The sequence below is a fragment of the Xanthomonas prunicola genome, assembly GCF_002846205.1.
GTDB classification, from domain to species: Bacteria; Pseudomonadota; Gammaproteobacteria; order Xanthomonadales; family Xanthomonadaceae; genus Xanthomonas; species Xanthomonas prunicola.
Map to the genome: position 1 here is coordinate 99,724 of NZ_PHKV01000001.1, position 23,714 is coordinate 123,437.

General features: G+C 63.0%; 17 protein-coding genes and 1 other RNA gene. 11 read left to right on the forward strand and 7 right to left on the reverse strand.

The genetic code is table 11. The features are described 5' to 3' along the window. On the forward strand, positions 1-561 hold the full coding sequence (locus tag XpruCFBP8353_RS00510) for a hypothetical protein (protein ID WP_101361460.1): 561 nt from the start codon (positions 1-3) through the stop codon (positions 559-561). 70 nt (positions 562-631) lie between these two features. Here the strand turns inward: XpruCFBP8353_RS00510 and nudK are convergent, their stop codons facing one another. Then, on the reverse strand, positions 632-1,231 hold the full coding sequence (gene nudK, locus XpruCFBP8353_RS00515) for a GDP-mannose pyrophosphatase NudK (RefSeq protein ID WP_101361461.1): 600 nt from the start codon (positions 1,229-1,231) through the stop codon (positions 632-634). Positions 1,232-1,667: 436 nt separating this feature from the next. On the opposite strand from nudK, the gene XpruCFBP8353_RS00520 reads away from it, so the two are divergent. Continuing rightward, a complete protein-coding gene (locus tag XpruCFBP8353_RS00520) occupies positions 1,668-2,942 on the forward strand; it encodes a hypothetical protein (protein ID WP_101361462.1) in 1,275 nt (424 codons plus the stop codon). Between the two features lie 278 nt (positions 2,943-3,220). Here the strand turns inward: XpruCFBP8353_RS00520 and XpruCFBP8353_RS00525 are convergent, their stop codons facing one another. Beyond that, complete coding sequence (locus XpruCFBP8353_RS00525) at positions 3,221-4,687, reverse strand: rhomboid family intramembrane serine protease (protein WP_162300908.1); 1,467 nt, start codon at positions 4,685-4,687, stop codon at positions 3,221-3,223. Positions 4,688-4,797: 110 nt separating this feature from the next. Between XpruCFBP8353_RS00525 and greB the strand changes: the two genes are divergently transcribed. Then, the gene (greB, locus tag XpruCFBP8353_RS00530) at positions 4,798-5,304 is read left to right on the forward strand and encodes a transcription elongation factor GreB (protein ID WP_101362407.1); all 507 of its coding nucleotides are present in this window, start codon (positions 4,798-4,800) and stop codon (positions 5,302-5,304) included. A 149-nt stretch (positions 5,305-5,453) separates the two neighbouring features. On the opposite strand, the gene rimO is transcribed toward greB, so the two are convergent. Then, on the reverse strand, positions 5,454-6,827 hold the full coding sequence (rimO, locus tag XpruCFBP8353_RS00535) for a 30S ribosomal protein S12 methylthiotransferase RimO (RefSeq protein ID WP_101361463.1): 1,374 nt from the start codon (positions 6,825-6,827) through the stop codon (positions 5,454-5,456). Between the two features lie 181 nt (positions 6,828-7,008). Between rimO and XpruCFBP8353_RS00540 the strand changes: the two genes are divergently transcribed. From XpruCFBP8353_RS00540 to XpruCFBP8353_RS00555, 4 genes are all read left to right on the forward strand, one after another. Next, a complete protein-coding gene (locus XpruCFBP8353_RS00540; protein WP_101361464.1) occupies positions 7,009-7,671 on the forward strand; it encodes a dienelactone hydrolase family protein in 663 nt (220 codons plus the stop codon). Further along, the gene (locus XpruCFBP8353_RS00545; protein WP_101361465.1) at positions 7,668-8,102 is read left to right on the forward strand and encodes an HIT domain-containing protein; all 435 of its coding nucleotides are present in this window, start codon (positions 7,668-7,670) and stop codon (positions 8,100-8,102) included. The genes XpruCFBP8353_RS00540 and XpruCFBP8353_RS00545 overlap by 4 nt, the downstream gene beginning before the upstream one ends. Positions 8,103-8,129: 27 nt before the next feature. Continuing rightward, the gene (locus tag XpruCFBP8353_RS23890) at positions 8,130-8,297 is read left to right on the forward strand and encodes a LiaI-LiaF-like domain-containing protein (protein ID WP_008577498.1); all 168 of its coding nucleotides are present in this window, start codon (positions 8,130-8,132) and stop codon (positions 8,295-8,297) included. 553 nt (positions 8,298-8,850) lie between these two features. Beyond that, positions 8,851-9,036, forward strand: coding sequence for a LiaI-LiaF-like domain-containing protein (locus tag XpruCFBP8353_RS00555; protein ID WP_101362409.1), 186 nt, complete (start codon positions 8,851-8,853; stop codon positions 9,034-9,036). 27 nt (positions 9,037-9,063) lie between these two features. On the opposite strand, the gene XpruCFBP8353_RS00560 is transcribed toward XpruCFBP8353_RS00555, so the two are convergent. The 3 genes from XpruCFBP8353_RS00560 to apbC form a co-directional block, all read right to left on the reverse strand. Next, positions 9,064-9,139, reverse strand: a non-coding RNA gene (locus XpruCFBP8353_RS00560) — sX9 sRNA. A gap of 61 nt (positions 9,140-9,200) precedes the next feature. Further along, the gene (dcd, locus tag XpruCFBP8353_RS00570) at positions 9,201-9,770 is read right to left on the reverse strand and encodes a dCTP deaminase (protein WP_005912996.1); all 570 of its coding nucleotides are present in this window, start codon (positions 9,768-9,770) and stop codon (positions 9,201-9,203) included. Positions 9,771-9,865: 95 nt separating this feature from the next. Beyond that, positions 9,866-10,717, reverse strand: a complete 852-nt coding sequence (gene apbC, locus XpruCFBP8353_RS00580; protein WP_101361466.1) for an iron-sulfur cluster carrier protein ApbC — start codon at positions 10,715-10,717, stop codon at positions 9,866-9,868. Between the two features lie 775 nt (positions 10,718-11,492). Between apbC and XpruCFBP8353_RS00585 the strand changes: the two genes are divergently transcribed. After that, complete coding sequence (locus tag XpruCFBP8353_RS00585; RefSeq protein WP_101361467.1) at positions 11,493-14,552, forward strand: TonB-dependent receptor; 3,060 nt, start codon at positions 11,493-11,495, stop codon at positions 14,550-14,552. Positions 14,553-14,673: 121 nt separating this feature from the next. On the opposite strand, the gene XpruCFBP8353_RS00590 is transcribed toward XpruCFBP8353_RS00585, so the two are convergent. Further along, a complete protein-coding gene (locus XpruCFBP8353_RS00590; protein ID WP_101361468.1) occupies positions 14,674-16,269 on the reverse strand; it encodes a phytoene desaturase family protein in 1,596 nt (531 codons plus the stop codon). Between the two features lie 428 nt (positions 16,270-16,697). Here XpruCFBP8353_RS00590 and XpruCFBP8353_RS00595 point away from each other — a divergent pair, with 428 nt between their 5' ends. From XpruCFBP8353_RS00595 to XpruCFBP8353_RS00605, 3 genes are all read left to right on the forward strand, one after another. Next, positions 16,698-18,839 carry a M13 family metallopeptidase gene (locus XpruCFBP8353_RS00595; RefSeq protein ID WP_101361469.1) on the forward strand — a complete coding sequence of 714 codons (2,142 nt, stop codon included), beginning with the start codon at positions 16,698-16,700 and terminating at the stop codon, positions 18,837-18,839. A 385-nt stretch (positions 18,840-19,224) separates the two neighbouring features. Continuing rightward, positions 19,225-21,324 (forward strand): M13 family metallopeptidase, encoded by a 2,100-nt coding sequence (locus XpruCFBP8353_RS00600; RefSeq protein ID WP_101362410.1) that lies wholly within the window; start codon positions 19,225-19,227, stop codon positions 21,322-21,324. 183 nt (positions 21,325-21,507) lie between these two features. After that, complete coding sequence (locus tag XpruCFBP8353_RS00605) at positions 21,508-23,523, forward strand: M13 family metallopeptidase (RefSeq protein WP_101361470.1); 2,016 nt, start codon at positions 21,508-21,510, stop codon at positions 23,521-23,523. Positions 23,524-23,714: the final 191 nt, after the last annotated feature.

A 23,714-nucleotide genomic window follows, 5' to 3' on the forward strand; every position in this document is an offset into this window, starting at 1 on the left:
ATGCACCCCAGCTCGCGGAATCGTTTTGGAATCGGCTTCTTATTGCTCACGGCGGCCACGTGCCCTGCACAGGAGGCGCGCAATCCGGATTACGACTACACGCCCGGCTCCAACTACGGCCCGATCAAATGGCCCGCGCGTCGGCAACATCTGCTTGCCGGACGCTACACCGGCAAGATCCAGGTGCAGGTAGATCGACGTGCCTGCCCTTCAGCGACCGCAGATTTGCGCCTGGAGGCCATCAAAGGGCGCCCAGACAGTCTTCACTACACACTGACCTACACCTGCCTCTCGGGAAAGGATCCGAACTACCGCAAGAAGATCGTGACGCTACGCAGCACCTGGGGAATCGTTGAGATTGCAGGCAGTTGTCTGATACTGGAACGAGAGCCAGACCCAGCACTCAACCCGCCCCTTTACTACCCGCTATACGGCTTTCGCATCCTCGAAAACGAGGCTCCTGGAGCAAGCCACAGCATCGTGCTCTCACAGGATGGTTCGGACTGCGAAAGTGGCGGCGCGTCCGAATATCTCGACAAAACACTCAAACGTGTGCGCTGAGCAGTCTCAACGCTCGATTAAATCCCGGCGGCCCACGAGCTGCCGGACACGGCAGGCGAACGCGTGTTGATCAATCCAACACCCCATGCAACTTGGCGTACTGCAGCAACATGATGGTCTTGGCGTCGGCGATCTCACCGGACGCGATCATCGCCAGCGCTGCATCGAGTGACAGCTCCAGTACCTCGATCTCTTCGCCGTCCTCTTCGACGCCTCCGCCGGCGCTCACCTTGTCGCCGTCGAAATACTCGCCGACGAAGAAGTACAGGCGTTCGGTGACCGAGCCGGGGCTCATGAAGGCCTCGAACACCTTGCGCACGTTGTCGATGCGGTAGCCGGTCTCCTCTTCGGTTTCCTTGCGGATGCAGGTCAGCGCATCGTCCTGGTCGAGCAGGCCGGCGCAGGCTTCGATCAACATGCCATCCGGGTTGCCGTTGAGCAGCGTCGGCAAGCGGAATTGCCGGGTCAGCATCACCGTCTGCCTGGCGCGGCTGTAGAGCAGGATGGTGGCGCCGTTACCGCGGTCGTAGGCTTCGCGCGACAGGGTCCGCCAGCGGCCGTCCTTGCGCTGAAAGTCGAAGGTGACCTTGCGTAGCACGTACCAGTTGTCCGACAGCACATCGATGCTGCGAATGCGAACCTGCGGGGTGTCGGCGACGGATGGATTCAAGCGAGACTCCTTGCGAGAAAGGGACGGGCCGCACCTTCGCGATTGCAGGCAAGCGCATGCCGCCTGCGGCAACCTCGCCACATGGCGGGCGGCCGACAGGTAGCGGACCACAGGTTCTGCGCAGAAGTCCATGCGCGGCCGGTGGGCATGATGGCCCACGGCCCGCCCATTGCAATGATCGCGATGATCGCAATCGTCGTGAGCACAGCGTGTGCCGGCACCATCGGTGTGCGTTCGCACGGTCAACTGGGCAGGCCCGTCTCCACCAGCTGCTGCGTCACGCAGTCCACCGCTGAGCGCAGTGGAGCCGCCGGGGTAGAGGCCGGCGCCCCCGACCCCACTCAAGCGGACCTCAACGCGCCAGACGCGATGCCGCAATTGCGCCCGGTCGCGCATCACCTCACAATCCCTTCACATCACACGCCTGGGGAGCGTCATGGAAGACCGTTTTCGCGCACGCAAGGTGGCCGCGCAGGCTGCGCCTGCACCGTTCTGGACCCGCATTCCCTCCATCGCCACCTATCCGCTGCGTGGCTCGGCGCTGTACGCACTGATCGCGCTGACGCTATGCAGCGCCTTATTGGCGTTGCCGGGCATCGTGACGCTGGTGATTGCTGGCGTGCTGGGCATGGCCACCTACACCTATGCGTTCGACATCCTGCGCCATACCGCCGATGGCGACACCGACGCACCACGCCTGGGCTACAACAGCTTCGATAGTGCCGTGCTGCGCTTGATCCTGCTGGCCATTGCACTTGGCATCGTGATCGGCGCGGCTGCCGCCATCGCGGGTCGGTTCGGCCTGACCATTGCCTATCTGGGCACCATGTTGCTGCTGCCCGGCATGCTGATCTCGCTTGCCATCGACGGCAGCCTGCGTCGCGCGCTCAATCCCGCCGTCTCGATCGACATGGCGCTGCGGATCGGCTGGCCGTATCTGGCCGCCTACGGCCTGCTCTATGTCATCCAGGGCAGCGGCACGGCAGCGGTCTTCTTCGCGCTGAACTATCTGCCCCCACTGGTGCGCGAAGCGACGGTGGTCATGACCTCGATCTGGTCCCTGTTCGCCAGCTTTCACCTGCTGGGCTATCTGGTCTACCAGTACCACGAGGAGCTCGGCTACGAGCCCAACAGCGGAGCGGCGCACGCACGCAGCGACCCGGATCAGCGCCTGCTCGATGAGGCGGAACAATATGTGCGCGACGGCCACTCCGATGAAGCCTTCCAGGCCTTGCGTGGTGCGGTGCGCTCGCGTGCGGTGAGTCTGGCGGTACACGAGCTGTATCAGCGTCTGCTCCACCAACATCACCGCAACGACGAGCTACGCGAACACACGCGCCAGTACATCCATCGCCTGCTGCAGGAAAAGCAGGAACGGCGCGCGCTTGCACTACAGCGCGAGGCACTGGACATCGACTCCACATTTACACCGCTGACGCCCGAGCAGGCCAATGTGCTGACCGAGCGCGCAAAGATGGCCGGACAATTCCAATTGGCAACCGACGGCCTGCTGGCCGCCATCGCTGCATGGCCACGCGACCCGATGTTGCCAACCTGGTCGCTGGACGCCGGTTTGCTGCTGGCCGAGCGCTTCGGTCGCGATGACGAGGCACGTGGCGTATTGCAGAATGCAATGGATCGCTGCGAAGACGATGCACTCCGCGCGAAGCTGGATGCAGCGTTGAAAGCTGTGACAATTCAACCGGCTTAAGCGGCTGTCAAACTTCTTGAGGGCTCTGATCAAACAGCGCGCATCGAGACTCCGCGCAGGGGCAAGCCAACACGACGGGGTCTTGCCTGCTCGCCGTCGCGAAGCTTTAGACGGAAAGGATGCCGCACAAAAGCGTGCATGGACGTAGTTGCAGCGTTCGCTGCGATAGGGGCGCACGGGCCCTGCAATCAGCCACAGATCATCCGCTCTATTATCGACACACGATCGATGGCAGTGCATGTTTGGTTTGGTGCAGCAAGCCAGCAGGCTGAAACGGATTACCCATTGTCGAGCAGAAACCGTGCCTTGGTGGCCTGCCCTTGCTCGGGAAACTGCTCTGCGACCATACGCAGCAGGCGCGTGCGCTGCTCGCCTGCCTGCAGCTCGCCGTGACGCAAGGCAAGCACAAACCATTGTTGCGCCAGTTCGTCGCGTGGCGCACTCAGCTCGCCTTCCTTCAACAAGCGCTCGGCATCGGCCAGCAGTCCGTTGCGTATGCACGCAGCGATCAGCGCCCTGCGTGCCGGAAGACCATAGGCGATCTTGGCCTTGCTGAGTTCGTCGGCGACCGCCAGTTGGACACGCGTCTGTTCCGCGCTGTGCGTCTGCAGTGTCAGCAAAGTCTCGGCATGACGCAGGCTCTCCTGGCGACGTCCTGCATGACGTGCGGCCCGATAGCGCGCAAGCGCAACGTCACGATTGTGCGGCTGCTCGCTGGCCAACTCTGCCAAGAGAGACTCGGCCTCGGCGTTTTCCATCCGGCCCAGATGCCGCTGCGCACGCTCCCAGCGATCGTCCACCTCTGCCGCATCGCCCTCCTCCATGAATGCCGGCCGGGTTCGCCGCAGCAGTACCAGCAACACGCCCAGCAGTGCACCGCTGACCAGACCGCCGGCATGCGCTTCGAAGGCAACTGCACCGTTGTCGCTGGATGCCAGGCTATACAACTCCCAGCCCAGCCATAGGGGCAGCAGCAGGATCGCCGGGCCACGCGCGTAGTTGAAGACCACGAAAAACCAATAGAAAAAGCGCACCTTGCGCCGTCCCCAGACCACGCAAAACGCGCCCATCAAGGCGGCGATGGCACCGGAAGCACCCAAGCCGCCACCCGGCTCGCCCCAACGCCACCACAGGCTTGCCAGGCTGGCGCCGAATCCGCCGAGCAGATACAGCAGCAGGAACCAGCCACTGCCAATCGCCCCTTCCAACAACGTGCCTAGCGCAAGCAGAAACAGCATGTTTCCCAACAAATGGTCGAAACTGCCATGCAGGAACGTGGCGGTCAGCATGCGCGCTGGCGACCATTCGGAGCTGCGCTGCAAATGGCGTAGCGTGAATATCTTGGACAGCCGCGTGTCGTAAGGCGCACGCAAGGCTCGCCATTCGCGCAGATGCTCGTCATCCTTGAACAAGCGACCGCTGCGCAGCGCCTGTTCGAAGGCGACATCGTGCATCGTCAGGTGCGCCAGATATGCAATGCGCTGCTGCGCGGGAACAGTGTCCAGCATTGCCTGGCGTGCCGCGCGCAGCTTGGCGTCAGCGGTCTGCTGCAGGTAACGGGTATGCGCATCGGCCTCCAGCGCGCCCAATCCGGAGTGCACGTAATAGTGCACGGCACTCTCGACCAGGCTGTCGTCCTTGCGCTGGTAGCCCAGGTAGACCGCCACATTGATCAGCACCAGCAGCAGCGTCACCCAGGGAATGTTCTGGCGCGACCAGGGTTTATGCAGCGGCATGATCAACATGACAACGTCCGTGTCCGAGAATGGCGCAAAGCTTCGCTGTGCGGCGGCAGATGCGCAAGCACGTCATGCGCGCTAGCATCGCGGCCCCGCCGTTCGAACCTACCCAGCCCATGAGCCGTTGGCGCCCACCTGCCGAAAAAAGCACCGCGCTGATCACGCCCGAAGGCCATGCCCGCCTCAAGGCCGAGCTGGACGACTTGTGGCGCGTGCGTCGGCCCGAGGTGGTCCGCGCACTGGCGGCGGCAGCCGCTGAAGGCGACCGCTCGGAGAATGCGGAATATACCTATCGCAAGAAGCAGCTCGGCGAGATCGACCGCCGTGTGCGCTATCTGAGCAAGCGCCTGGAAGCGCTGCGGGTGGTGGATACGGCGCCCACCGACCCGAATGCGGTGTTTTTCGGCGCGCAGGTGGAACTGGAAGATGCCGACAGCGGCGAGCTGCTGCGCTACCGCATCGTCGGCCCGGACGAAACCGATGCCGGACGCGGCTGGATCAGCATTGATTCGCCGCTGGCGCGTGCGCTGCTGAAAAAGCGCGTGGACGACGAATTCGACGCGCAATTGCCGGCCGGCAAGCACACCTTTGTGGTGGTGTCGGTGGACTACGCAACTCCGTAGTCGGCAGCTGCCCGCAAGTGGCTGACCTATCGAAACGCCTGCGCGCGATGTGGCTTTATCGGTCAGCCTGCATCGCGCGCCAGCGCGCTCCTACAGAGCAACACGCTCTGGGTTTAACCGGAACACGTCGCCGTTGCAGCGCACGCCGATCACACCATCTGCAGATTCAACGGGCGCCCTTGTTGGGGTGCGACATTCGCCGGCAGTGCATCACCGAACAGATCGTGCTCATCGCTGTCGGTGATTTCCACGTCGACCAGATCGCCCACCTTCAACCCGAGCTCGCCGCCGTTCTGGATATGCACCAGCCCATCGATTTCCGGGGCATCGGCACGTGAACGGGCCACTGCGATGCCGTCTTCGATCAGATCCACCAGGCATTGCTGCACGCTGCCGATCTTGGCTTCCAGACGCAACGCAGAGATTTCTGCCTGCTTGGCCATGAAGCGCGCCAGGCGCTCCTGCTTCACTTCTTCCGGAACCGGGTCCGGCAAGGCGTTGGCGCTGGCGCCATCGACCGGCGAATACGCGAATGCACCGACGCGGTCCAGCTGCGCCTGATCCAGGAAGTTCAACAAGGATTCGAACTCGGCATCAGTCTCGCCGGGGAAACCGACGATGAAGGTCGAACGCACGGTGATCTCCGGGCACATCGCCTTCCAGCGCTGCACGCGCTCCAGGGTTTTTTCCACGGCACCCGGACGTTTCATCAACTTCAGAATGCGCGGGCTGGCGTGCTGGAACGGGATGTCCAGATACGGCAGCAGCTTGCCGTCGGCCATCAGCGGAATCACGTCGTCCACGTGCGGATACGGATACACGTAATGCAGGCGCGTCCACACCCCCAGCTCCGACAGGCCCTCGCACAGCGCCTTCATGCGGGTCTGGTACATGCGGTCGCGCCACGGGCGCTCGGCATATTTCAGGTCCACGCCGTAGGCGGAAGTGTCCTGCGACACCACCAGCAATTCCTTCACGCCACCGCGTACCAGCCGTTCGGCCTCGCGCAGCACCTCATCGACCGGACGCGAGACGAGATCGCCGCGCATCGACGGGATGATGCAGAAGCTGCAGCGGTGATTGCAGCCTTCGGAAATTTTGAGATACGCGTAATGGCGCGGGGTCAGCTTGATGCCGTAGTCCGGCACCAAATCCACGAAGGGGTCGTGACGCGGCGGCAAGGCGGCGTGCACCGCCTCCATCACACTCTGGTAGTCCTGCGGGCCGGACACCGCCAGCACCTGCGGGTACGCCTCACGGATCTGCTCCGGGCGCTTGCCCAGGCAGCCGGTGACGATGACCTTGCCGTTGGCGTTCATCGCCTCGCCGATCGCGTCCAGCGACTCGGTCACCGCAGAATCGATAAAACCGCAGGTGTTGACCACCACCACATCGGCAGCGTCGTAACTGGGCACGATGTCGTAACCCTCCACGCGCAGCTGGGTGAGGATACGTTCGGAATCGACGAGCGCCTTCGGGCAGCCAAGGCTGACGAAGCCGACTTTGGGGTTCAGCTGGGACATGGAAGCAGGAGCCTGGGAACGGAGCGGCCTGGGGCCTGAGCGGACCAATTATAGCGGTGCGTGAGCAGCGCTCTGAGCCACATGCCGCGCAAGCAAGTTCATCTTAGCGGAACCCTCACCTTCCGCGCCGCCAATCCGGTCGATAATGCGCGCCTCTCCCCGTCCTTCAGCAGGAATTTCCATGGGTCACTGGACCACGCTCGACACCCCCGACGGCCAGGTTGCCGCCTGGCACGCCACACCTGCTTCCAGCCCGCGCGGCGGCCTGGTGGTGATTCAAGAGATCTTCGGCGTCAACGAACATATCCGCGCAGTGGCCGATGACTACGCCGCACGCGGCTATGAAGTGCTGGCACCGGCCTTCTTCGACCTCGAAGAAAAAGACGTGCAGCTGCCGTACGACCAGGAAAGCGTCCAGCGGGGCCTGGCGCTGGCCAATACGGTGGGCCTCGAGCGCGCGGTGGAAGTAGTGAAATCCGCAGCGACCCTGCTGACCCGCGCCGGCAAGGTCGGCACGGTGGGGTATTGCTGGGGCGGCTCGGTGGCACTGCTGTCGGCGATTCGCCTGGGCCTGCCGTCGGTGAGCTATTACGGCGGCCGCAACACCCAGCTGCTGGACGAAACCCCCAAGGCACCGGTGATGTTCCACTTTGGCGAGCGCGATGCCAGCATCCCGCCCGAGGCGATCCAGGCCCATCGCGAGAAGCTGCCGCAGATGGAAACCTTCGTGTATCCGACCGGGCACGCCTTCAACCGCAGCATCGACCCGACGCACTACGACGCCGACAGTGCCGAGCGTGCATTGGAGCGCACCCTGGGCTTCTTCGCAGCGCACCTGGGATGAGCGACACCGCACCAGGCGCGCCTGCGGGCGGTTTCCAGCTCGATCCGCGCCTGGCGGCGGACAGCGTGTTCGTAGCCGACGGACCGCTGTCGCAGGTGCGGCTGATGGACGATGCGCGCTTCCCGTGGCTGGTGCTCGTTCCGCGGGTGGCCGATGTCAGTGAGTGGATCGATCTGGATGGTGGCCAGCAGCGTTTGTTGCTGGCCGAAGTCAACCAGCTCTCGCAGTTGCTGCGCGTCGAACCTGCGGTCAGCAAGCTCAATATTGGCGCGTTGGGCAATATCGTGCGGCAGCTGCACGTGCATCTGGTCGGTCGCCATCCCGGCGATGCGGCCTGGCCGGGCCCCGTCTGGGGCAGCGGCAGTGCGCAGCGCTTTGCGCCCGACACGTTGCAGCACCATGTCGCAGCGTGGGCGCAGCGGCTACGATAGGCGCCTGTCTTTCAACCAGTCTCCCGCATGAAATCCAATGTCGTCGCCGCGCTGATCCTGATCCTCGTCGGCCTGCTGTTCCTGGCCAACAACCTGGGCTGGACCAATCTCAGTATTGGTCGTCTGATCGCTACCTGGTGGCCGGCCGCCTTGGTTGCTTGCGGAATCGGCATGCTGTTCGGGCGCGGAAAGTAGGCGGGGCCGGGAGTGGGGAGCTGAGATTGGGAGTGATGAGAGCGGGCTGCTGGCGCTGCTGATATTCCAGCGGCTGGGCAGGATTGGCGCTTGCCAGTTGAGGTCAGGCCCGACGCTTGATCGCGCCGTTGCTATTGCGCGCGTGGCAGTTCAATCAACGATCGCTCTCTTACCCATGCTGTCCGTACGCATCGGTTGCTGCAGGGTTGGACGGGGTCAGCTCTGTCCTGAGCAGAGCCAGTGCAGTCTTTCGCTCACCGCAGCTTCCTTCTCCCATCGCGAGAAGGTGCCCGGAAGGGGCGGATGCGGGGATGGGCAAAGCCTGGCACGCTGTCGCTTGCGCTTCGAAACTTGACGTCTGCGACCAGACTGCGTCGGCCGTCGCGTCGGCAACGGCCGATCACACGCAGCAACGCCCACACCTCCGCCACCGCCCGTCGCGACCCATGCCGCTGGCGACATGACGTGTGTCATCTGCGATTGTTGACTTCCGGCACCTGATCGGCAGGTGCATCCGGCGCAGGATGGCCTCACACCCAACGAGGACATCGCCATGAAGTACCGCCTGATCCCCGCCCTGTTCCTGATCGTCCTGGGCGCGTTGTTCCTGCTGGACAACCTGGGCCTGGCCCATATGGATGTCGGCAACCTGATCGCAACCTGGTGGCCGGTGTTTCTCATCGCCGCTGGCGTGCGCCAATTACTGCGCTACCGCGAGAACGCTGCCGCGACCTGCTGAAGGCACTGCGGATCCTTCTTCCAGGGCGTCTAACAGAACGTAACGAGCAGTCGCCCGGTGGGCGTGGATGGCGCGGAGGAAACGCCGCGTATGCGTGGTACGTGCCGATTCCGGGCACCGGCCGCGCCCGCCTGGCGGTGAGCGCAGTCGTTTGGGTCGCTGCTCTAAGTGCGCGGCAAGGTCACGCCGGTCTGGCCCTGGTACTTGCCGCCGCGGTCCTTGTACGAGGTTTCGCAGACTTCGTCGGACTGGAAAAACAGCATCTGCGCCACGCCTTCGTTGGCGTAGATGCGCGCCGGCAGCGGCGTGGTGTTGCTGAATTCCAGCGTCACGTGACCCTCCCACTCCGGCTCCAGCGGGGTCACATTGACGATGATGCCGCAGCGCGCATAGGTGCTCTTGCCCAGGCACACCACCAACGTGTCGCGCGGGATGCGGAAATATTCCACCGTGCGCGCCAGTGCGAAGCTGTTCGGCGGGATGATGCAGACATCCGATTCGATGTCGACAAAGCTGCCCGGGTCGAAATGCTTCGGGTCGACGATCGTCGAGTTGATATTGGTGAAGACCTTGAACTCGCGCGAGCAGCGCACGTCGTAGCCGTAGCTGGAGGTGCCGAAGCTGACGATGCGCTGGCCGGCGGCGTCGTGCTTGATCTGGCCGGGCTCGAACGGCTCGATCATCGCGTGCTGTTCGGCCATGCGCTTGATCCAGCGGTCGCTCTTGATGCTCATGCGGTGTTCCTTGAAGACGGAAGGCGGCGGGCCGAGCGGCCCGCGCGAAGACGGCGAATTCTACCAGCGGCCGGCACCGGAGGCCGGCCGACGCGTTACAGCAGCGAGGCGGAAATCGGGATGCTGGCGCGCGGACGCTTGCCCAACTCTTCCGACAAGCGCCTGGCTGCGGCCAGGTAGGCCTGCGCAGCCGCAGAGTCCGGCGCTGCGATCACGATCGGCTGGCCGGCATCGCCCTGCTCGCGGATTGCGATCTCCAGCGGCAACGAGCCCAGCAAGGGCACGCCGTACTGCGCGGCCATGCGCTCGCCGCCGCCTTCGCCGAACAGATGCTCCCGGTGGCCGCAGTTGCTGCAGGTATGCACCGCCATGTTTTCGACGATGCCCAGCACCGGCACCTCGACCTTTTCGAACATCTTCAGCGCCTTGCGCGCATCCAGCGTGGCGATGTCCTGCGGCGTGGTCACGATCAACGCGCCGGCCACCGGAATCTTCTGCGACAGGGTCAGCTGGATGTCGCCGGTGCCGGGCGGCAGGTCGATCAGCAGATAGTCCAGGTCGTCCCACAGCGTGTCGTTGAACAGCTGGGTCAGGGCGGAGGTGGCCATCGGCCCGCGCCAGATCATCGGCGTGTCCTGGTCGACCAGCAGGCCGATCGACATCGCCTCGATCCCGAACGCACGCAAGGGTTCGATCGACTTGTTGTCCGGGCTGTCGGGCTTGCCGCTCAAGCCCAGCATCGCCGGCACGCTGGGGCCATAGATATCGGCATCCAGCACACCCACCCGCGCGCCGAGCTGGCGCAGCGCCAGCGCCAGATTCACCGCGGTGGTGGACTTACCCACCCCACCCTTGCCCGACCCCACCGCAATGACATTGCGGATGCGCGGGTGCGGCGCCAACGCGCCCTGCACCGCATGCGCTGCAACTCTGCGTTCGCCCGTCATGCGCGAGCCGCCCCTGTCAGAGCCACTGCCGCCACGCAACCAACTTCAACCATCGTGTTCATCGCTTACTCGACTTGTCGTGTGCTACGGCGCGAGCGACTTGAGCATCGCTCGGCGCTGCATCAAAAGAAGGGCGTGAGTGTACCGGCTCGACCGGATGTGCGATGTGGCATTGCGCCAGGCCAAGAGCAGTGTGCTGGGCATCCCGGTGGGCTGGATCGACACCCTTATCTCCACTCGTACCTCCATTCGCTCCGGTGTGAGCGGCGACAAATGCGGACTTGAAGCCGGAGCACGCGCGCAGCCTGTCGTACGGTCTGGTGTGGCAGCTACGTCGGCTCGGATTTCACCTCTGCGCTGGACGACAACGTGGGCCGGTTCTTCTACCTGGGAACGCCGGTGAGATTCCGATGGCTTGATGCACATAAAAAAAAAGCCCCGCTTGTCGGGGCTTTTTGCGGATTTGGCATACCTGTTGATCTTCACTCGCCGCCGGGAACACTGTGATCAACGCTGAGCTCGCTTGCGACACGAAGGAAACTGTATCGAACGTAACCATTAATTCACGCGTGTCGCTCGAGGTCGTTTGTTTAGGTGTGTTGCGCGGCGACATTTTGTGCCGAATTCCTCACTTTCGACGCGGATCCGGACTATTTCATTAACAAATCGTTTCAAAAGCTTGCACTGCATAGCAGCCATTCATTACGTTCGGGTTAAGGCCATCTGACTCCCCGATGACCGCCCCTTATCCGAACTTCAGTTGAAAAGGTCAGGAATGAGCAATCAGTTGCGTCGCCAAGTCCTCAAACGCACCGCCCTCGCCGTCGTGCTCGGTGCTTGCCTAACCAACGGCGCGGTCTACGCGCAAAGCACCACCGGCAGCATCTACGGCAGCGCCCCGTCCGAAGCCGGCAGCACGATTGTCGTGCAGAGCGACACCGGCCTCAGCCGCACCATCACCATCGACGCCAATGGCCGCTACACGCTCGGCTCGCTGCCGGTGGGTGCCTACACCGTCACCTTGAAGCGCGGCGACCAGGTCGTCGACACCCGCAAAAACGTGCAGTTGCGCGTTGGCTCGGGCACGGAAGTGTCCTTCGCTGGCGCAGGCACTTCGGGTAGCAATGCCGATGCAACCACGCTCGGTGCAATCACCGTTACCGCCGCCAATGTACCGAAGATCGATGTCAGCTCTACCAGCTCGCGTTCGGTGATCACCTCCGAGCAGTTGGCCACCTTGCCGCTGGGACGTAGCGCCGAGGCGATCGCGTTGCTGGCACCGGGTGCCGTGTCCGGCGCAGGCGCATTCAACAATGGCTCGCGTTCGGTGGTGTCTTTCGGCGGCTCCGGCGTCACCGAAAACGCCTACTACATCAACGGCTTCAACGTCAGCAATCCGTTGAGCAATCTGGGCGGCGTCAGCCTGCCTTATGGCGCGATCGACCAGCAGGAAACCTATACAGGCGGCTACAGCGCCAAGTACGGCCGCTCGACCGGCGGCGTGATCAGCCAGGTCGGCAAGCGCGGTACCAACGAATGGCATTTTGGTGCGCAAGCCGTGTGGGAGCCGGACTCCCTGGCGAGTTCCACCGGCGATGTCTGGTTCCCGAACAAGACGCTGCCGGCAAATTACGGCTACACCAACCGAACCCAGCCCGGGACGCTCTATCGCAGCGGCAAAGACAATAATCAGACCCGTACCGTTTACAGCGCGTACGCAGGCGGTCCGTTGATCGAAGACAAGCTCTTCATTTTTGTCGCGGGCGAAACCGATAAGACCGACGGCGTCACCACGAACGCTCGCACGAGTGCGATCCAGGGGCAAAACAACTATGGGTACAGTTCTCCCAAGTTCTATGGGAAGCTGGACTGGAACATCAACGACTCCAATATTCTTGAATACACACGCATTCAGAACACGGACCGCCGTGGTGGCTATTACACCGCATTCAATTACAACGATTTGAGCACTGGCGGTGCAACCGGCACTTTCCCTGATACGTTCAAGATCACCGACAAGTACGACATCTTCAAATACACCGGTTATCTCACCGATGATTTGACCTTGAACGCTACCTGGGGCCGTAGCACCGAGCACAACCGCCAGTTCAACCCCAACATCTCGGCGCTTCCGTTCCTGGACGGGGTCACAGATCAAGACCCGGCAATCGTCGGCACCACGCCCATCCGCAACAACCAGGCTACCAATCGGGCGAAGGCGGACGATCCGATCAATAAAACCCGTAGCCTTCGCCTTGAGCTGGAATATCGCCTGGGTAATCACGACCTGACCGCAGGCGTGGACAATATGTATTTCAATGCCTACGACGAGGGCGTTCGCACCACGGGTCCGGGCTATCAATGGATCTACGGGCGACAGGACAACCCCGCCGAAGGTATTAATCCGGAACTCGGCGTCGGTGCGCCAGGTGGCCAGGGTTACTACGCGCAACGTCGGATCTTTTCCACGACAACCAGCATGGCAGTCGAACAGAAAGCCTATTATTTGGAAGACCGTTGGCAGGTCAACGACAATTGGCTGCTGACGCTCGGCATCCGTAACGACAAGTTCACCAACTTCAACAGCGATCACGTCGCCTATGTGGATAGTGGCGACCAGTGGGCACCCCGCTTGGGCGCAAGCTGGGATGTGTTCGGTGACTCTTCGTTGAAGGTGTTTGCCAACCTCGGCCGTTACTATCTGGCACTGCCTAACAGCGTCGCGATTCGCGGTGCGTCGGCATCCACCTACACCGATGAATACTTCACCTACACCGGTATCGATGCGAATGGCGAGCCGACCGGTCTTGGCGCTATCGGTCCCGGCCCTGTCTCGAGCAATGGTGAGTACGGCCAGGCACCAGATCCCAACGCCTTCGCACCAAGCGATCTGAAGTCACAGTACCAGGACGAAATCATTCTCGGCTTTGAAAAGACATTGGGCGAGAGCTGGAATTCCGGTGCGAAGGTGACATACCGCAAGTTGCAGAGCGCGATCGATGACGTCTGCGATCCTGGCAAGATGTCCGCGAAGTTGGCTGCAAGCGGTGGCGATGTCAACAGCGTAAGTATCCCGGGCTGCGTCATGTTCAACCCTGGACAGACCAATACCTACAATCTTGCCAACGTCGACGGATCAGGCTACACGCAGCTGCGCATGAGTCAGTCCGACTGGGGATTCACCGATAAGGCGCGTCGCAACTACGTCGCGGTTGATCTGTTCCTGGAGCATCCGTTCGATGAAAAATGGTATGGCCGCGTCGACTACACTTGGTCACATAGCTACGGCAACACGGAAGGCCAGGTGAAGTCTGATATTGGTCAGTCCGACGTTTCCAAGACTCAGGACTGGGATGCTGCCGAACTGATGTATTACGCCGGTGGTAGCCTGGCGAATGATCGTCGGCATCAGCTAAAGGCATTCGGGGCGTATCAGCTCTCGCCGGAATGGATGGCGTCGGCCACGGTACGCGTCATGTCGGGCACTCCGATTTCATGCCTTGGCTACTTTGGATCCAACGAAGGAAATCCGATCGGTTATGGCTCTGCCTATCATTACTGCGGAGGCCAGGCATCTCCTCCGGGTGATGCTGGACGGACTCCCTGGATCAAGAATCTAGACCTCGGCATTACCTACCGGCCTTCTTTCGCCGACCACAAGTTGGCGCTAGGCCTTCAGGTCTTCAACGTCTTGAACGATCGCTCGGTGAACCGTGTTGAAAGCCGCTACAACACCGCGCCCTACACCGTTCGTAACACCTATGGCATTGGCACGGACCCGTACAACTACAACACTCCGCGCTTTGTTCGTCTGACCGCAGCCTACGATTTCTAAACAGGTACGGCACCGTAGCGCTGAAAGGCGTATCCGGTTTTAGAACACGTGTTACCCAAGGCCCTGGTTTCCAGGGCCTTTTTATCAGTTCGCTTACGAAACGATCGGAGAGGTAAGCCGGTCACCCAGCCAAAATCACCCGCGCCGCATTATGTCCAGGCGCACCAGTCACTCCACCGCCTGGATGTGTCCCCGACCCGCACAAATACAGCCCAGGCAGCACGCCGCGATAGGCACCCTGCCCCAGCAGCGGGCGGGCGCTGAAGAGTTGATTGAGGCTGAGGGCGCCGTGGAAGATGTCGCCGCCGACCAGGCCGAAGATGCGTTCGAGATCGAGCGGACTCAGAAGCTGCCGGCCCAGCACCGATGCTGCAAATCCAGGCGCGTAGCGCTCGACCGTGGCGATCATCAGATCGGCCACCTCGTCGCGGTGATCGTCCCACTGCCTGCCGTCGGGCAGTTGCGGTGCCACGTGCTGGCAGAACAGGCTGGCGACATGCTGACCGGGCGGCGCAAGGGTGTCGTCCAGGGTGCTGGGGATCAGCAATTCGACCACCGGCTCACGCGACCATCCGAAAGCGCGCGCGTCGTGCCAGGCGCGGTCCATATAGTCAAGGCTCGGCGCCAGGATGATGCCGGCAGTCAGATGATCGCCATTGCCTGGGAATGCAGTGAAATCCGGCAGGCGCGAGAGTGCGACATTCATGCGGAACGTACCCGATCCGCAGCGATAATGCGCAATCCGCTCGCGCGTTGCCGCAGGCACGTCATCTGGCCGCATGAGGCGCTGATACAACAGTTTCGGATTGACGTTGGCCACGACCGCGCGGGCGTGGACTATCTCTCCGTCCGCAGTAACAACGCCGACCGCACGCCCCTGATCCACCAACACGTGTTCCACCGCGCAGCCGGTACGGATCTGCACCCCGTGTTCGCGCGCACTGGCGGCCATGGCCTGAGTGATCGCACCCATACCACCGATGGCGTGGCCCCAGGCACCCTTGACCCCGTTGCTCTGCCCGAACACATGATGCAACAACACGTACGCGGTGCCGGGCGTGTAAGGGCTGGCGTAGTTGCCGACGATGCCATCGAAACCGAACAAGGCCTTGATCGGGGCGCTTTCGAACCAGCGATCCAGATACTCCGCTGCTGAAATCGTAAACAGGTCCAACAGCTCCTGGCGCAAGCTCAGCGACAAGCCCTGCAACTGCAGGCCGACCTTGCCCGCCCGCCATAGCTGCGGCAATGCCCGCAACCAGCCGCCATCGGTGACCTCAGGCGGTGGCTGCAAGGCCAGCGCGCGCAAGACATCGGCCAGTTGCTCCAACCGCGCTTCGTAAGCGGGCAATGCCGCCGCATCCCGTGCGGAAAACCTGGCGACCTCCTGCACCGTGCGGCCTGCGCCAGCCAACAAATAGTCGCCATTGGGCAGCGGCAGAAAATTGTTGATCCGTCGCGGCACCACACGCAGGCCGTGGCGCTCGAGCGCCAGATCGGCGATGACCTTGGGCTGCAGCAGCGACACGGTGTACGCCGCCACCGAATTGCGGAAGCCCGGATGAAATTCCTCGGTCACCGCTGCGCCGCCGACCACATCGCGCGCTTCCAACACCAGCACCCGTTTGCCGGCCTTGGCCAGATACGCAGCGCACACCAAGCCGTTGTGGCCGGCGCCAATGATCAGTGTATCCAAGGGGTCAGAGGCCATGGGCATGCCCGTGTGTATAGCACCGCTGGCCCGTGCCGACTATCCGGCAACAACAGCCGGTCTGCGCAGTCGGCCGCCAGTGCCGAGCTAAACACGACGCCGCCAGTGCAGCTGATGGGACGAAGGCCAGCCGCCGCAAAAGTCGCAGCCGATGCCCAGTGCGGCAAATGCCCCTCTTATTGACGTGAGGTGGGGTCGAGCGCGCCGACACACCCCCGCTGACGGCTTGCCGTGATGTGCATCCAAGCCGCCACCGACACCCTGCTGGCGATCTTCAAGGCTGTCCCAAATGAAGTTCCGGCATCCCCTGAGCCAAAAGCCAGACCCTCCCGCCCGACCCCGCACACGCCGCACCCATGACCTTCGACACCGTGCCATCGGTCTGGCGAGGCGTAGAGTGCCGGCCACGGCCCCGGCGACGGGGCTTCCCATTGATGCTTCTGGAGTCCTTTGTGATTCGTACACCCCATTTATTGACGCTGACCCTGGCCGTGGCCACTGCCCTGAGCGGTTGCAAGAAATCCGAAGACACCGCGCCGGCCGCCCCTGCGGGCGACACTGCGGCCACCACCCCGGCGGCCCCCAAGACGCTGACCCTTGACCAGAGCAAGCTGCCGGCAGTGAACCAGTTCACCGCCGCCGACCTGGACCCCAACAGCAACGCCTGTACCGATCTGAACGCCTACGCCAATGCCAAGTTCCTGGCCGCCAACCCGGTGCCGAGCGACCGCACCAGCTGGGGCGCATTCGAGATGCTTGACGAGCGCTCCAATGCGATCCAGCGGCAGTTGGTGGAACAAGCCGCAGCCGACAGCAAGGCCACGGGCGTGGAGAAAATCGTCGGCGACCTGTGGTCGACCGGCATGGACGAAGCCAAGATCAACGCGCAGGGCATCGCGCCGCTGAAGCCGGAGCTGGCCGCCATCGACGCCATCAGCGACCAGGCCAAGCTGGTCGACTATCTGCGCACCAGCGCCGCCAAGGGCAATAACGTGCTTTTCAGCTTCGGCGCTGAAGCGGACTTCAAGAAGTCCAGCCAGAACATCGCCTACGCCATGCAGGGCGGACTGGGCCTGCCGGACCCGGAGTACTACACCAGCGCCGCCAACAAGGCCAAGCTGGAGGCATACCAGGCGCACGTCGCCAAGGTGCTGGAACTGTCCGGCGTGGCCACGGCCGATGCCGCCGCGCAGGCCAAGCAAGTCGTGGACTTCGAAACCCGTCTGGCCAAGGTCTCCAAGACCAGCACCCAGATGTCGCGCGATGCGTCGCTGGCCTATAACCCGATCTCGCCGGCCGATGCCGACAAGCTCACCCCGAACTGGTCATGGACCGAGTTCTTCAAGTCGCAAGGCGTGGCCACGCCGGAGATGTTCTCGCTGGCGATCCCGGCCTTCCACCAGGAAGTGAGCAAGATGATCGCCGACACCGACCCGGCGATCTGGCGCGCCTACCTGCGCTTCCACACCGTCGATGGCGCTTCGCCGTTCCTGAGCCAGCCGTTTGTCGATGAAAGCTTCGCGTTCTACAACAAGACCATGCGCGGCCAGAAGGAAATCAAGCCGCGTTGGAAGCGCGTGCTGGCCACCATCAACGGTCAGGCCGGCGAAGCGCTGGGCCAGATGTACGTCAAGGTCGCCTTCCCGGCCGATTCCAAGGCCAAAATGGAGACCTTGGTGACCAACCTGCGTACCGCGCTCAAGGCCCGCATCGAAAAGCTGGACTGGATGAGCCCGGAGACCAAGACCAAGGCCATTGCCAAGTGGGAAAGCTTCACGCCCAAGATCGGTTATCCGGAAAAATGGCGTGAGTGGAACGGTCTGAGCACGGGCCGCGACAGCTACCTGGGCAACGTGATGGCCGCGCAGGAGTTCAACTACAAGTGGAACCTGTCCAAGATCGGCAAGCCGGTGGACAAGACCGAATGGGGCATGAGCCCGCAGACGGTCAACGCGTACTACAACCCGTTGCAGAACGAGATCGTGTTCCCGGCGGCGATCCTGCAGCCGCCGTTCTTCGACCCGAATGCGCCGGAGGAAATGAACTACGGCGGCATCGGTGCAGTGATCGGCCACGAAATGACCCACGGTTACGATGATCAGGGCAGCCGCTTCGGTGCCGATGGCAACTTCATCCCCGATCCGGGTTGGTGGACGCAGAAGGATCTGGCCGCGTTCAAGGCCCGCACCGGCAAGCTGGTGGCGCAGTTCGACGGCTACCGCACGCCAGCTGGCGACAAGGTCAAAGGCGACCTGACCCTGGGCGAGAACATCGCCGACCTGGGTGGCCTCAACACCGCCTACGACGCGATGAAGACCGCCACCGCCGGCAAGGACGACCCCAAGACCGACGGCATCACCCGTGACCAGCGCTTCTTCCTCAACTGGGCCACGGTGTGGCGTCGCAACTTCACCCCGGAAGAACTGGTGGTGCGCCTGAAAACCGACCCGCACGCGCCGGCCAACTTCCGCGCCATCGGTGCACCGTCGAACATGCCGGCATTCGCCGCCGCGTTCTCGTGCAAGGCGGGCGATGCGATGGTGCGTCAGGGCGACAAGCAGGTTGTGATCTGGTAATTGCGCAGTCGCTGTAGAACAACGGGCGGCGATCGAAAGATTGCCGCCCTTTTTTTTGGGCACTCGCTTTTCCAGGCGCGCTCTGCGTCCATACGGCGACAGCCTGCACCAACGACTGAGGCAGACTCTCTTGGCACCGGCCAACGATGGCTCCACGCACCCGTCGACAGCTGCGTACCACGCCGTTGCATGTGGCGCGGATGCGTCTACGAAGCCATCGCGACGCGTGCCCCCAATCGCGCACCGGACTCAAGACCCGCACTACCGGCTGCGACGCGCCGCGATCTGCAATCCCGCCTGCATGCAAGCCTCAACAAAACTCAACGCATGCGCCCCTGTGGATGGGTCCGCTTATGCTCGGCGTTCATCCCAGCGACTGGCGCCCATGTCACCCACCAAGACCTCCACGCTTGCCCTTGCCCTGATGGTCGCCCTGACGGGCTGCCAACGCGGAGCGGATACCAGCAGCACGCAGGACAACACCGCCACGTCGGCTCCTGCAGCGACGCCAGCGGCGGCGAAACCTGGGTTCGATATCAGTGAACTGGGTGCAGCCACCAGCGCATGCCAGAACCTGGACGATTTCGTCAATGGCCGTTGGAAAAAAGCCAATCCCATTCCGGCCGACCGTACCAGCTGGGGCGTCTCTGATGTGCTCGTGGAGAACAGCCTGACCACCCAACGCCAGATTGCCGAAGACGCAGCGAAACAGCCGGACAAGCAAGCCAATCCTGTCGCCCACAAGATCGGCGTGCTGTATGCCTCCGGCATGGATGAAGCGGCCATCGAAGCATCCGGCGACCAGCCGATCCGGCCACAGCTCGACGCAATTGCCGCGCTGAGCTCAAGCAAGGACGTTGCCGACTACATCACCCGCCGTTTTGCCGAAGGCGATGCGCTGGTGTTCACCTTCGGCGCGCATGCCGACTTCAAATATGCCGACAGGCAAATCGGCTTCGCGCAAGAAGATGGACTCGGCCTGCCGACCAAGGAGTACTACACCGCGCCCGAATACGCGGCCATTCGCGAGGCCTATCTGGCCTATATCGCCAGGTCCTTCGAGCTCACCGGCAGCACCGCCGACGCTGCCAGGGCACAGGCAAGCGAGGTGCTCGCCCTCGAAACGCGGCTGGCTGCCGCCTCACTCACACGTGTCGAGGCGCGCGACCCCAAAAACCAGTATCACTTCGTCAGCACGGCAGAGGCCGACAAACTCACTCCGCACTTTTCATGGACCGGTTTCTTCGCTGCGCAAGGCATCCGCAGTGGTGCTGGCTTTTCCCTGTCGCAGCCGCGCTTCTTCGGTGAATTCGATCGCCAGCTGGCACACGCGCCGATCGCACAATGGCAGGCCTATCTACGCTTCCACACCATCGATGACGCTTCCAAGCAGCTCAGCAAGGCCTTCGTCGACAACAACTTCGCGTTCTACGGCAAGACCCTGTCAGGGCAGCCCGAGCAGCAGCCACGCTGGAAGCGCGTGTTGCGCGCGGTCAACGGCGCAATGGGCGAAGGGCTGGGGCAGCTCTACGTGGCCAAGGTGTTCACGCCTGAAGCCAAACAGCGTGCGAGCGACTTGGTGGACAACGTGCGTGTTGCGCTCAAGGCGCGTATCGAAAACGTCGATTGGATGAGCCCGGAAACCAAAGCCAAGGCTATCGCCAAGTGGCAAACGTTCCTGCCAAAAATCGGCTATCCGGACACCTGGCGCGACTGGTCGGGGCTGGAGATCGTGCCTGGCGCGTATTACCGCAACCTGCAGGCAGCAGCGAAGTTTAATTACCACTACGACATCGCCCAGATCGGCAAACCCACCGATCGCGCGCGCTGGTCGATGACGCCGCAGACCGTCAATGCGTATTACGACCCCAGCACCAATTCCATCAATTTCCCGGCAGGAATTCTGCAGTCGCCGTTCTTCGCTGCCACTGCAGACGATGCCTTGAACTACGGCGGCATCGGCGCGGTGATCGGGCACGAAGCCACGCACGGCTTCGACGACGAGGGAAGACAATTCGACGGTGCCGGCAACAACGTGGACTGGTGGACGCCGCAGGATCGCAACGCGTTCGAGCAACGCGCCGAGCGACTGGTCAAACAGTTCGATGCCTACACACCGCTGCCCAGCCACCCCACGGTGCACGTCAATGGCAAGCTCAGCTTGGGCGAGAACATTGCCGACCTGGGCGGTCTCAACGTCGCCTACGATGCGTTGCAAGCAGATCTGCGCGCGCACCCGGAGCGCGCTGTCGCGATCGATGGCTACAGTCCGGATCAACGCTTCTTCCTGAGCTTCGCGCGCAGTTGGCGTGGGCACACACGCGAACAGCAGCAACTGGTCTACCTGGCGAGCGACCCCCATGCGCCCGACAACCTGCGCGCCATTGCCCCGCCCTCGAACATGCCCTCCTTCGCCACCGCGTTTTCCTGCAAGGCCGGCGATGCGATGGTGCGGCCCGAGAAAGACCGCGTCGTGATCTGGTAAGCCGACGCGCCGGCGGCTGCAAGCGCTTTCAGCACGATGACACCAGGCACAGGCCCGCATGCGCGGGCCTGTCGCATTCATGCAAGCGGCCAGCACCGAGCACGAACCACAGCGTCCGCCCGCCTGCATGGCGCGCAGCCTTGCTAAACTCCGGCGACTTTACTCTGGCCACCCTTCTTCTCGATGCCCACCATTCGTCCGCTTGCCCTCGCTCTTGGCTTCAGCCTGATCTCGCTGCTGTCCGCCCCCGACGCCGACGCCGCTCGCAAGAAGAAGGCCGCAGCGCCCAAGGCTCCGGCCGTCTCGGCGGCCTGCACCAATTTCTACGACTACGCCAACGCCAGCTGGCTCAAGGCCAACCCGGTGCCGCAGGCCGGCGCCGTCACTGCGCTGGGCCAGTTGTCCGAGCGCGCCCTGCAGCAGCAGCGCGAGTTGCTCGATGCATCGATGAATTCCCCGCAGGGCAACGTGCAGAAGTTGCTTGGCGATTTCTGGGCCAGCGGCCTGGACGAAGCAGCTGTCGAAAAGGACGGCTCCAACCCGATCGCTCCCCTGCTCTCGCGCATCGACGCGATCAAGAAGGCCAAGGATGTGCCCGCTTCCATCGCGGCGTTGCATCAGGTCGGTATTCCGGTCGGTTTCAACTTCGGCCCGGACGTGGACCTGAAAGCGCTGGACCGCCACATTGGCTACTTCATGCAGGGCGGCATGGGCCTGCCGGATCCGGCGTTCTACACCCGCACCGATGCCGACACCCAGGCGCTGATGGGCCGCTACCGCGCCTACGTCAAGCAGATCCTGGCGCTGACCGGCACCCCGGCCGACAAGCTCGACGCCGATGCCGCCTCGGTGCTGCAGATCGAAACCGCATTGGCGCGTAGCGCGCAGTCGGTGCAAGGCATCAACAACCCGTTCAACAATTACGCCCCGATCGCCACCAAGGAACTGACCAAGCAGTACAAGAACCTGCGTCTTGGCGACTTCCTGGAAGCGCAGGGCGTCAAGGACGATCTGGTGTCGATGGCCGACCCGGCCATGTTCAAGCAGCTCGACAGCATGATCGTCAGCATCAAGCCGGAACAGTGGAAGGCCTACCTGCGCTGGCGCGTGGGCGATGCCATGGCCCCGTACCTGTCCAAGAGCTTCCACGATGCCGAATACCAGTTCCGCGGCCGTCTGCTGCGCGGCGATGCGGTGCCGCCGCAGCGCTGGCAGCAGGTGCTGGACGCGATCAACGTCGCTGCCGGCCCGATGCTCGGCCGCGAATACGTGGCGCGTTACCTGAGCAACGACACCCGCCGTCAGGCCGAAGCCATCGCCGACCAGCTCCGCGACGCGCAGTTGGCCGCGCTGGAGCGCAGCGGCTGGGGCAACGGCGAAGTGATCGCCGAAGCCAAGGCCAAGCTGGCCGCGATGAAGATCGAAGTCGGCGCGCCGCGTCGCGACCTGGATTACACCGTGCAGCCGATGGGCCGCGGTAGCTTCGGCGGCAACATGCTGATCGCCTCGACCTGGCGTCACCGCGAAGAGATGAAGCGCATCGGCAAGGGCAACGCCGACCGTCGCTGGGACGTGCTGCCGCAGCAGCCGGCCGTGGCCTACGACATCGCGCAGAACCGCCTGATCGTCACTGCCGCGGTGTTGCAAGCGCCGGTGCTGACCATCGGCGGTACCCAGGCCGCGCGGTACGGCGCCTACGGTGCGCTGGTCGCGCACGAAATCACCCGTGCGATCGATGCCAAGGGCGCGCTGGTCGATGCCAAGGGCGAACTGCGCAACTGGTGGACGCCGGCCGAAAAGGCCAGTTGGACGATGCTGACCGACAAGGTCGCCACGCAGTTCTCGGCCTACCCGTACCCGGGCGTGCCCAATGCCAAGGTCAACGGCAAGCAGACCGCCGAAGAGAACCTGGCCGATCTGGCCGGCGTCGAATTGGCCTGGCAGGCGTTCAACAAGGCACAGCCGGCAGCCACCGACGCCGACAAGCAAGCCTTCTTCACTGCCTGGGCCGGGCTGTGGGCGCAGCAGTTGTCACCCAACGAAGCGGTGCAGCGCGCAAGCGCCGACATCCGCGCACCAGGCCAGTGGCGCACCAACGGTCCGCTGTCGAACCTGCCGGAATTCGGTGCAGTGTTCAGCTGCAAGGCCGGCCAACCGATGCAGCGCGTGGATGCAGACCAGATCAAACTCTGGCGCTGATCCTCGCAAAGGTTAGGCAATAAAAAGAGCGCGGATTCCGCGCTCTTTTTTTGTTTGTGGCCTTCATTGGAAGGCGTGTCGTCCGTGATCCGTGCTGGCTTCGGCGTCTGCCATTCTTCTAGGAGCGGCCTCGGCCTCGAAGAGGTATTCCCGATAAATCCCCCATCGCGGCCAAGGCCGCTCCTGCTGAT

Excerpts from the sequence above, each read along its gene's own strand:
- XpruCFBP8353_RS00510 (WP_101361460.1), top strand. The coding sequence starts at position 1 with ATGCACCCCAGCTCGCGGAATCGTTTTGGAATCGGCTTCTTATTGCTC.
- XpruCFBP8353_RS00520 (WP_101361462.1), top strand. The coding sequence starts at position 1,668 with ATGGAAGACCGTTTTCGCGCACGCAAGGTGGCCGCGCAGGCTGCGCCT.
- XpruCFBP8353_RS00525 (WP_162300908.1), bottom strand. The coding sequence starts at position 4,687 with ATGTTGATCATGCCGCTGCATAAACCCTGGTCGCGCCAGAACATTCCC.
- greB (WP_101362407.1), top strand. The coding sequence starts at position 4,798 with ATGAGCCGTTGGCGCCCACCTGCCGAAAAAAGCACCGCGCTGATCACG.
- rimO (WP_101361463.1), bottom strand. The coding sequence starts at position 6,827 with ATGTCCCAGCTGAACCCCAAAGTCGGCTTCGTCAGCCTTGGCTGCCCG.
- XpruCFBP8353_RS00540 (WP_101361464.1), top strand. The coding sequence starts at position 7,009 with ATGGGTCACTGGACCACGCTCGACACCCCCGACGGCCAGGTTGCCGCC.
- XpruCFBP8353_RS00545 (WP_101361465.1), top strand. The coding sequence starts at position 7,668 with ATGAGCGACACCGCACCAGGCGCGCCTGCGGGCGGTTTCCAGCTCGAT.
- XpruCFBP8353_RS23890 (WP_008577498.1), top strand. The coding sequence starts at position 8,130 with ATGAAATCCAATGTCGTCGCCGCGCTGATCCTGATCCTCGTCGGCCTG.
- XpruCFBP8353_RS00555 (WP_101362409.1), top strand. The coding sequence starts at position 8,851 with ATGAAGTACCGCCTGATCCCCGCCCTGTTCCTGATCGTCCTGGGCGCG.
- dcd (WP_005912996.1), bottom strand. The coding sequence starts at position 9,770 with ATGAGCATCAAGAGCGACCGCTGGATCAAGCGCATGGCCGAACAGCAC.
- apbC (WP_101361466.1), bottom strand. The coding sequence starts at position 10,717 with ATGACGGGCGAACGCAGAGTTGCAGCGCATGCGGTGCAGGGCGCGTTG.
- XpruCFBP8353_RS00585 (WP_101361467.1), top strand. The coding sequence starts at position 11,493 with ATGAGCAATCAGTTGCGTCGCCAAGTCCTCAAACGCACCGCCCTCGCC.
- XpruCFBP8353_RS00590 (WP_101361468.1), bottom strand. The coding sequence starts at position 16,269 with ATGCCCATGGCCTCTGACCCCTTGGATACACTGATCATTGGCGCCGGC.
- XpruCFBP8353_RS00595 (WP_101361469.1), top strand. The coding sequence starts at position 16,698 with ATGCTTCTGGAGTCCTTTGTGATTCGTACACCCCATTTATTGACGCTG.
- XpruCFBP8353_RS00600 (WP_101362410.1), top strand. The coding sequence starts at position 19,225 with ATGTCACCCACCAAGACCTCCACGCTTGCCCTTGCCCTGATGGTCGCC.
- XpruCFBP8353_RS00605 (WP_101361470.1), top strand. The coding sequence starts at position 21,508 with ATGCCCACCATTCGTCCGCTTGCCCTCGCTCTTGGCTTCAGCCTGATC.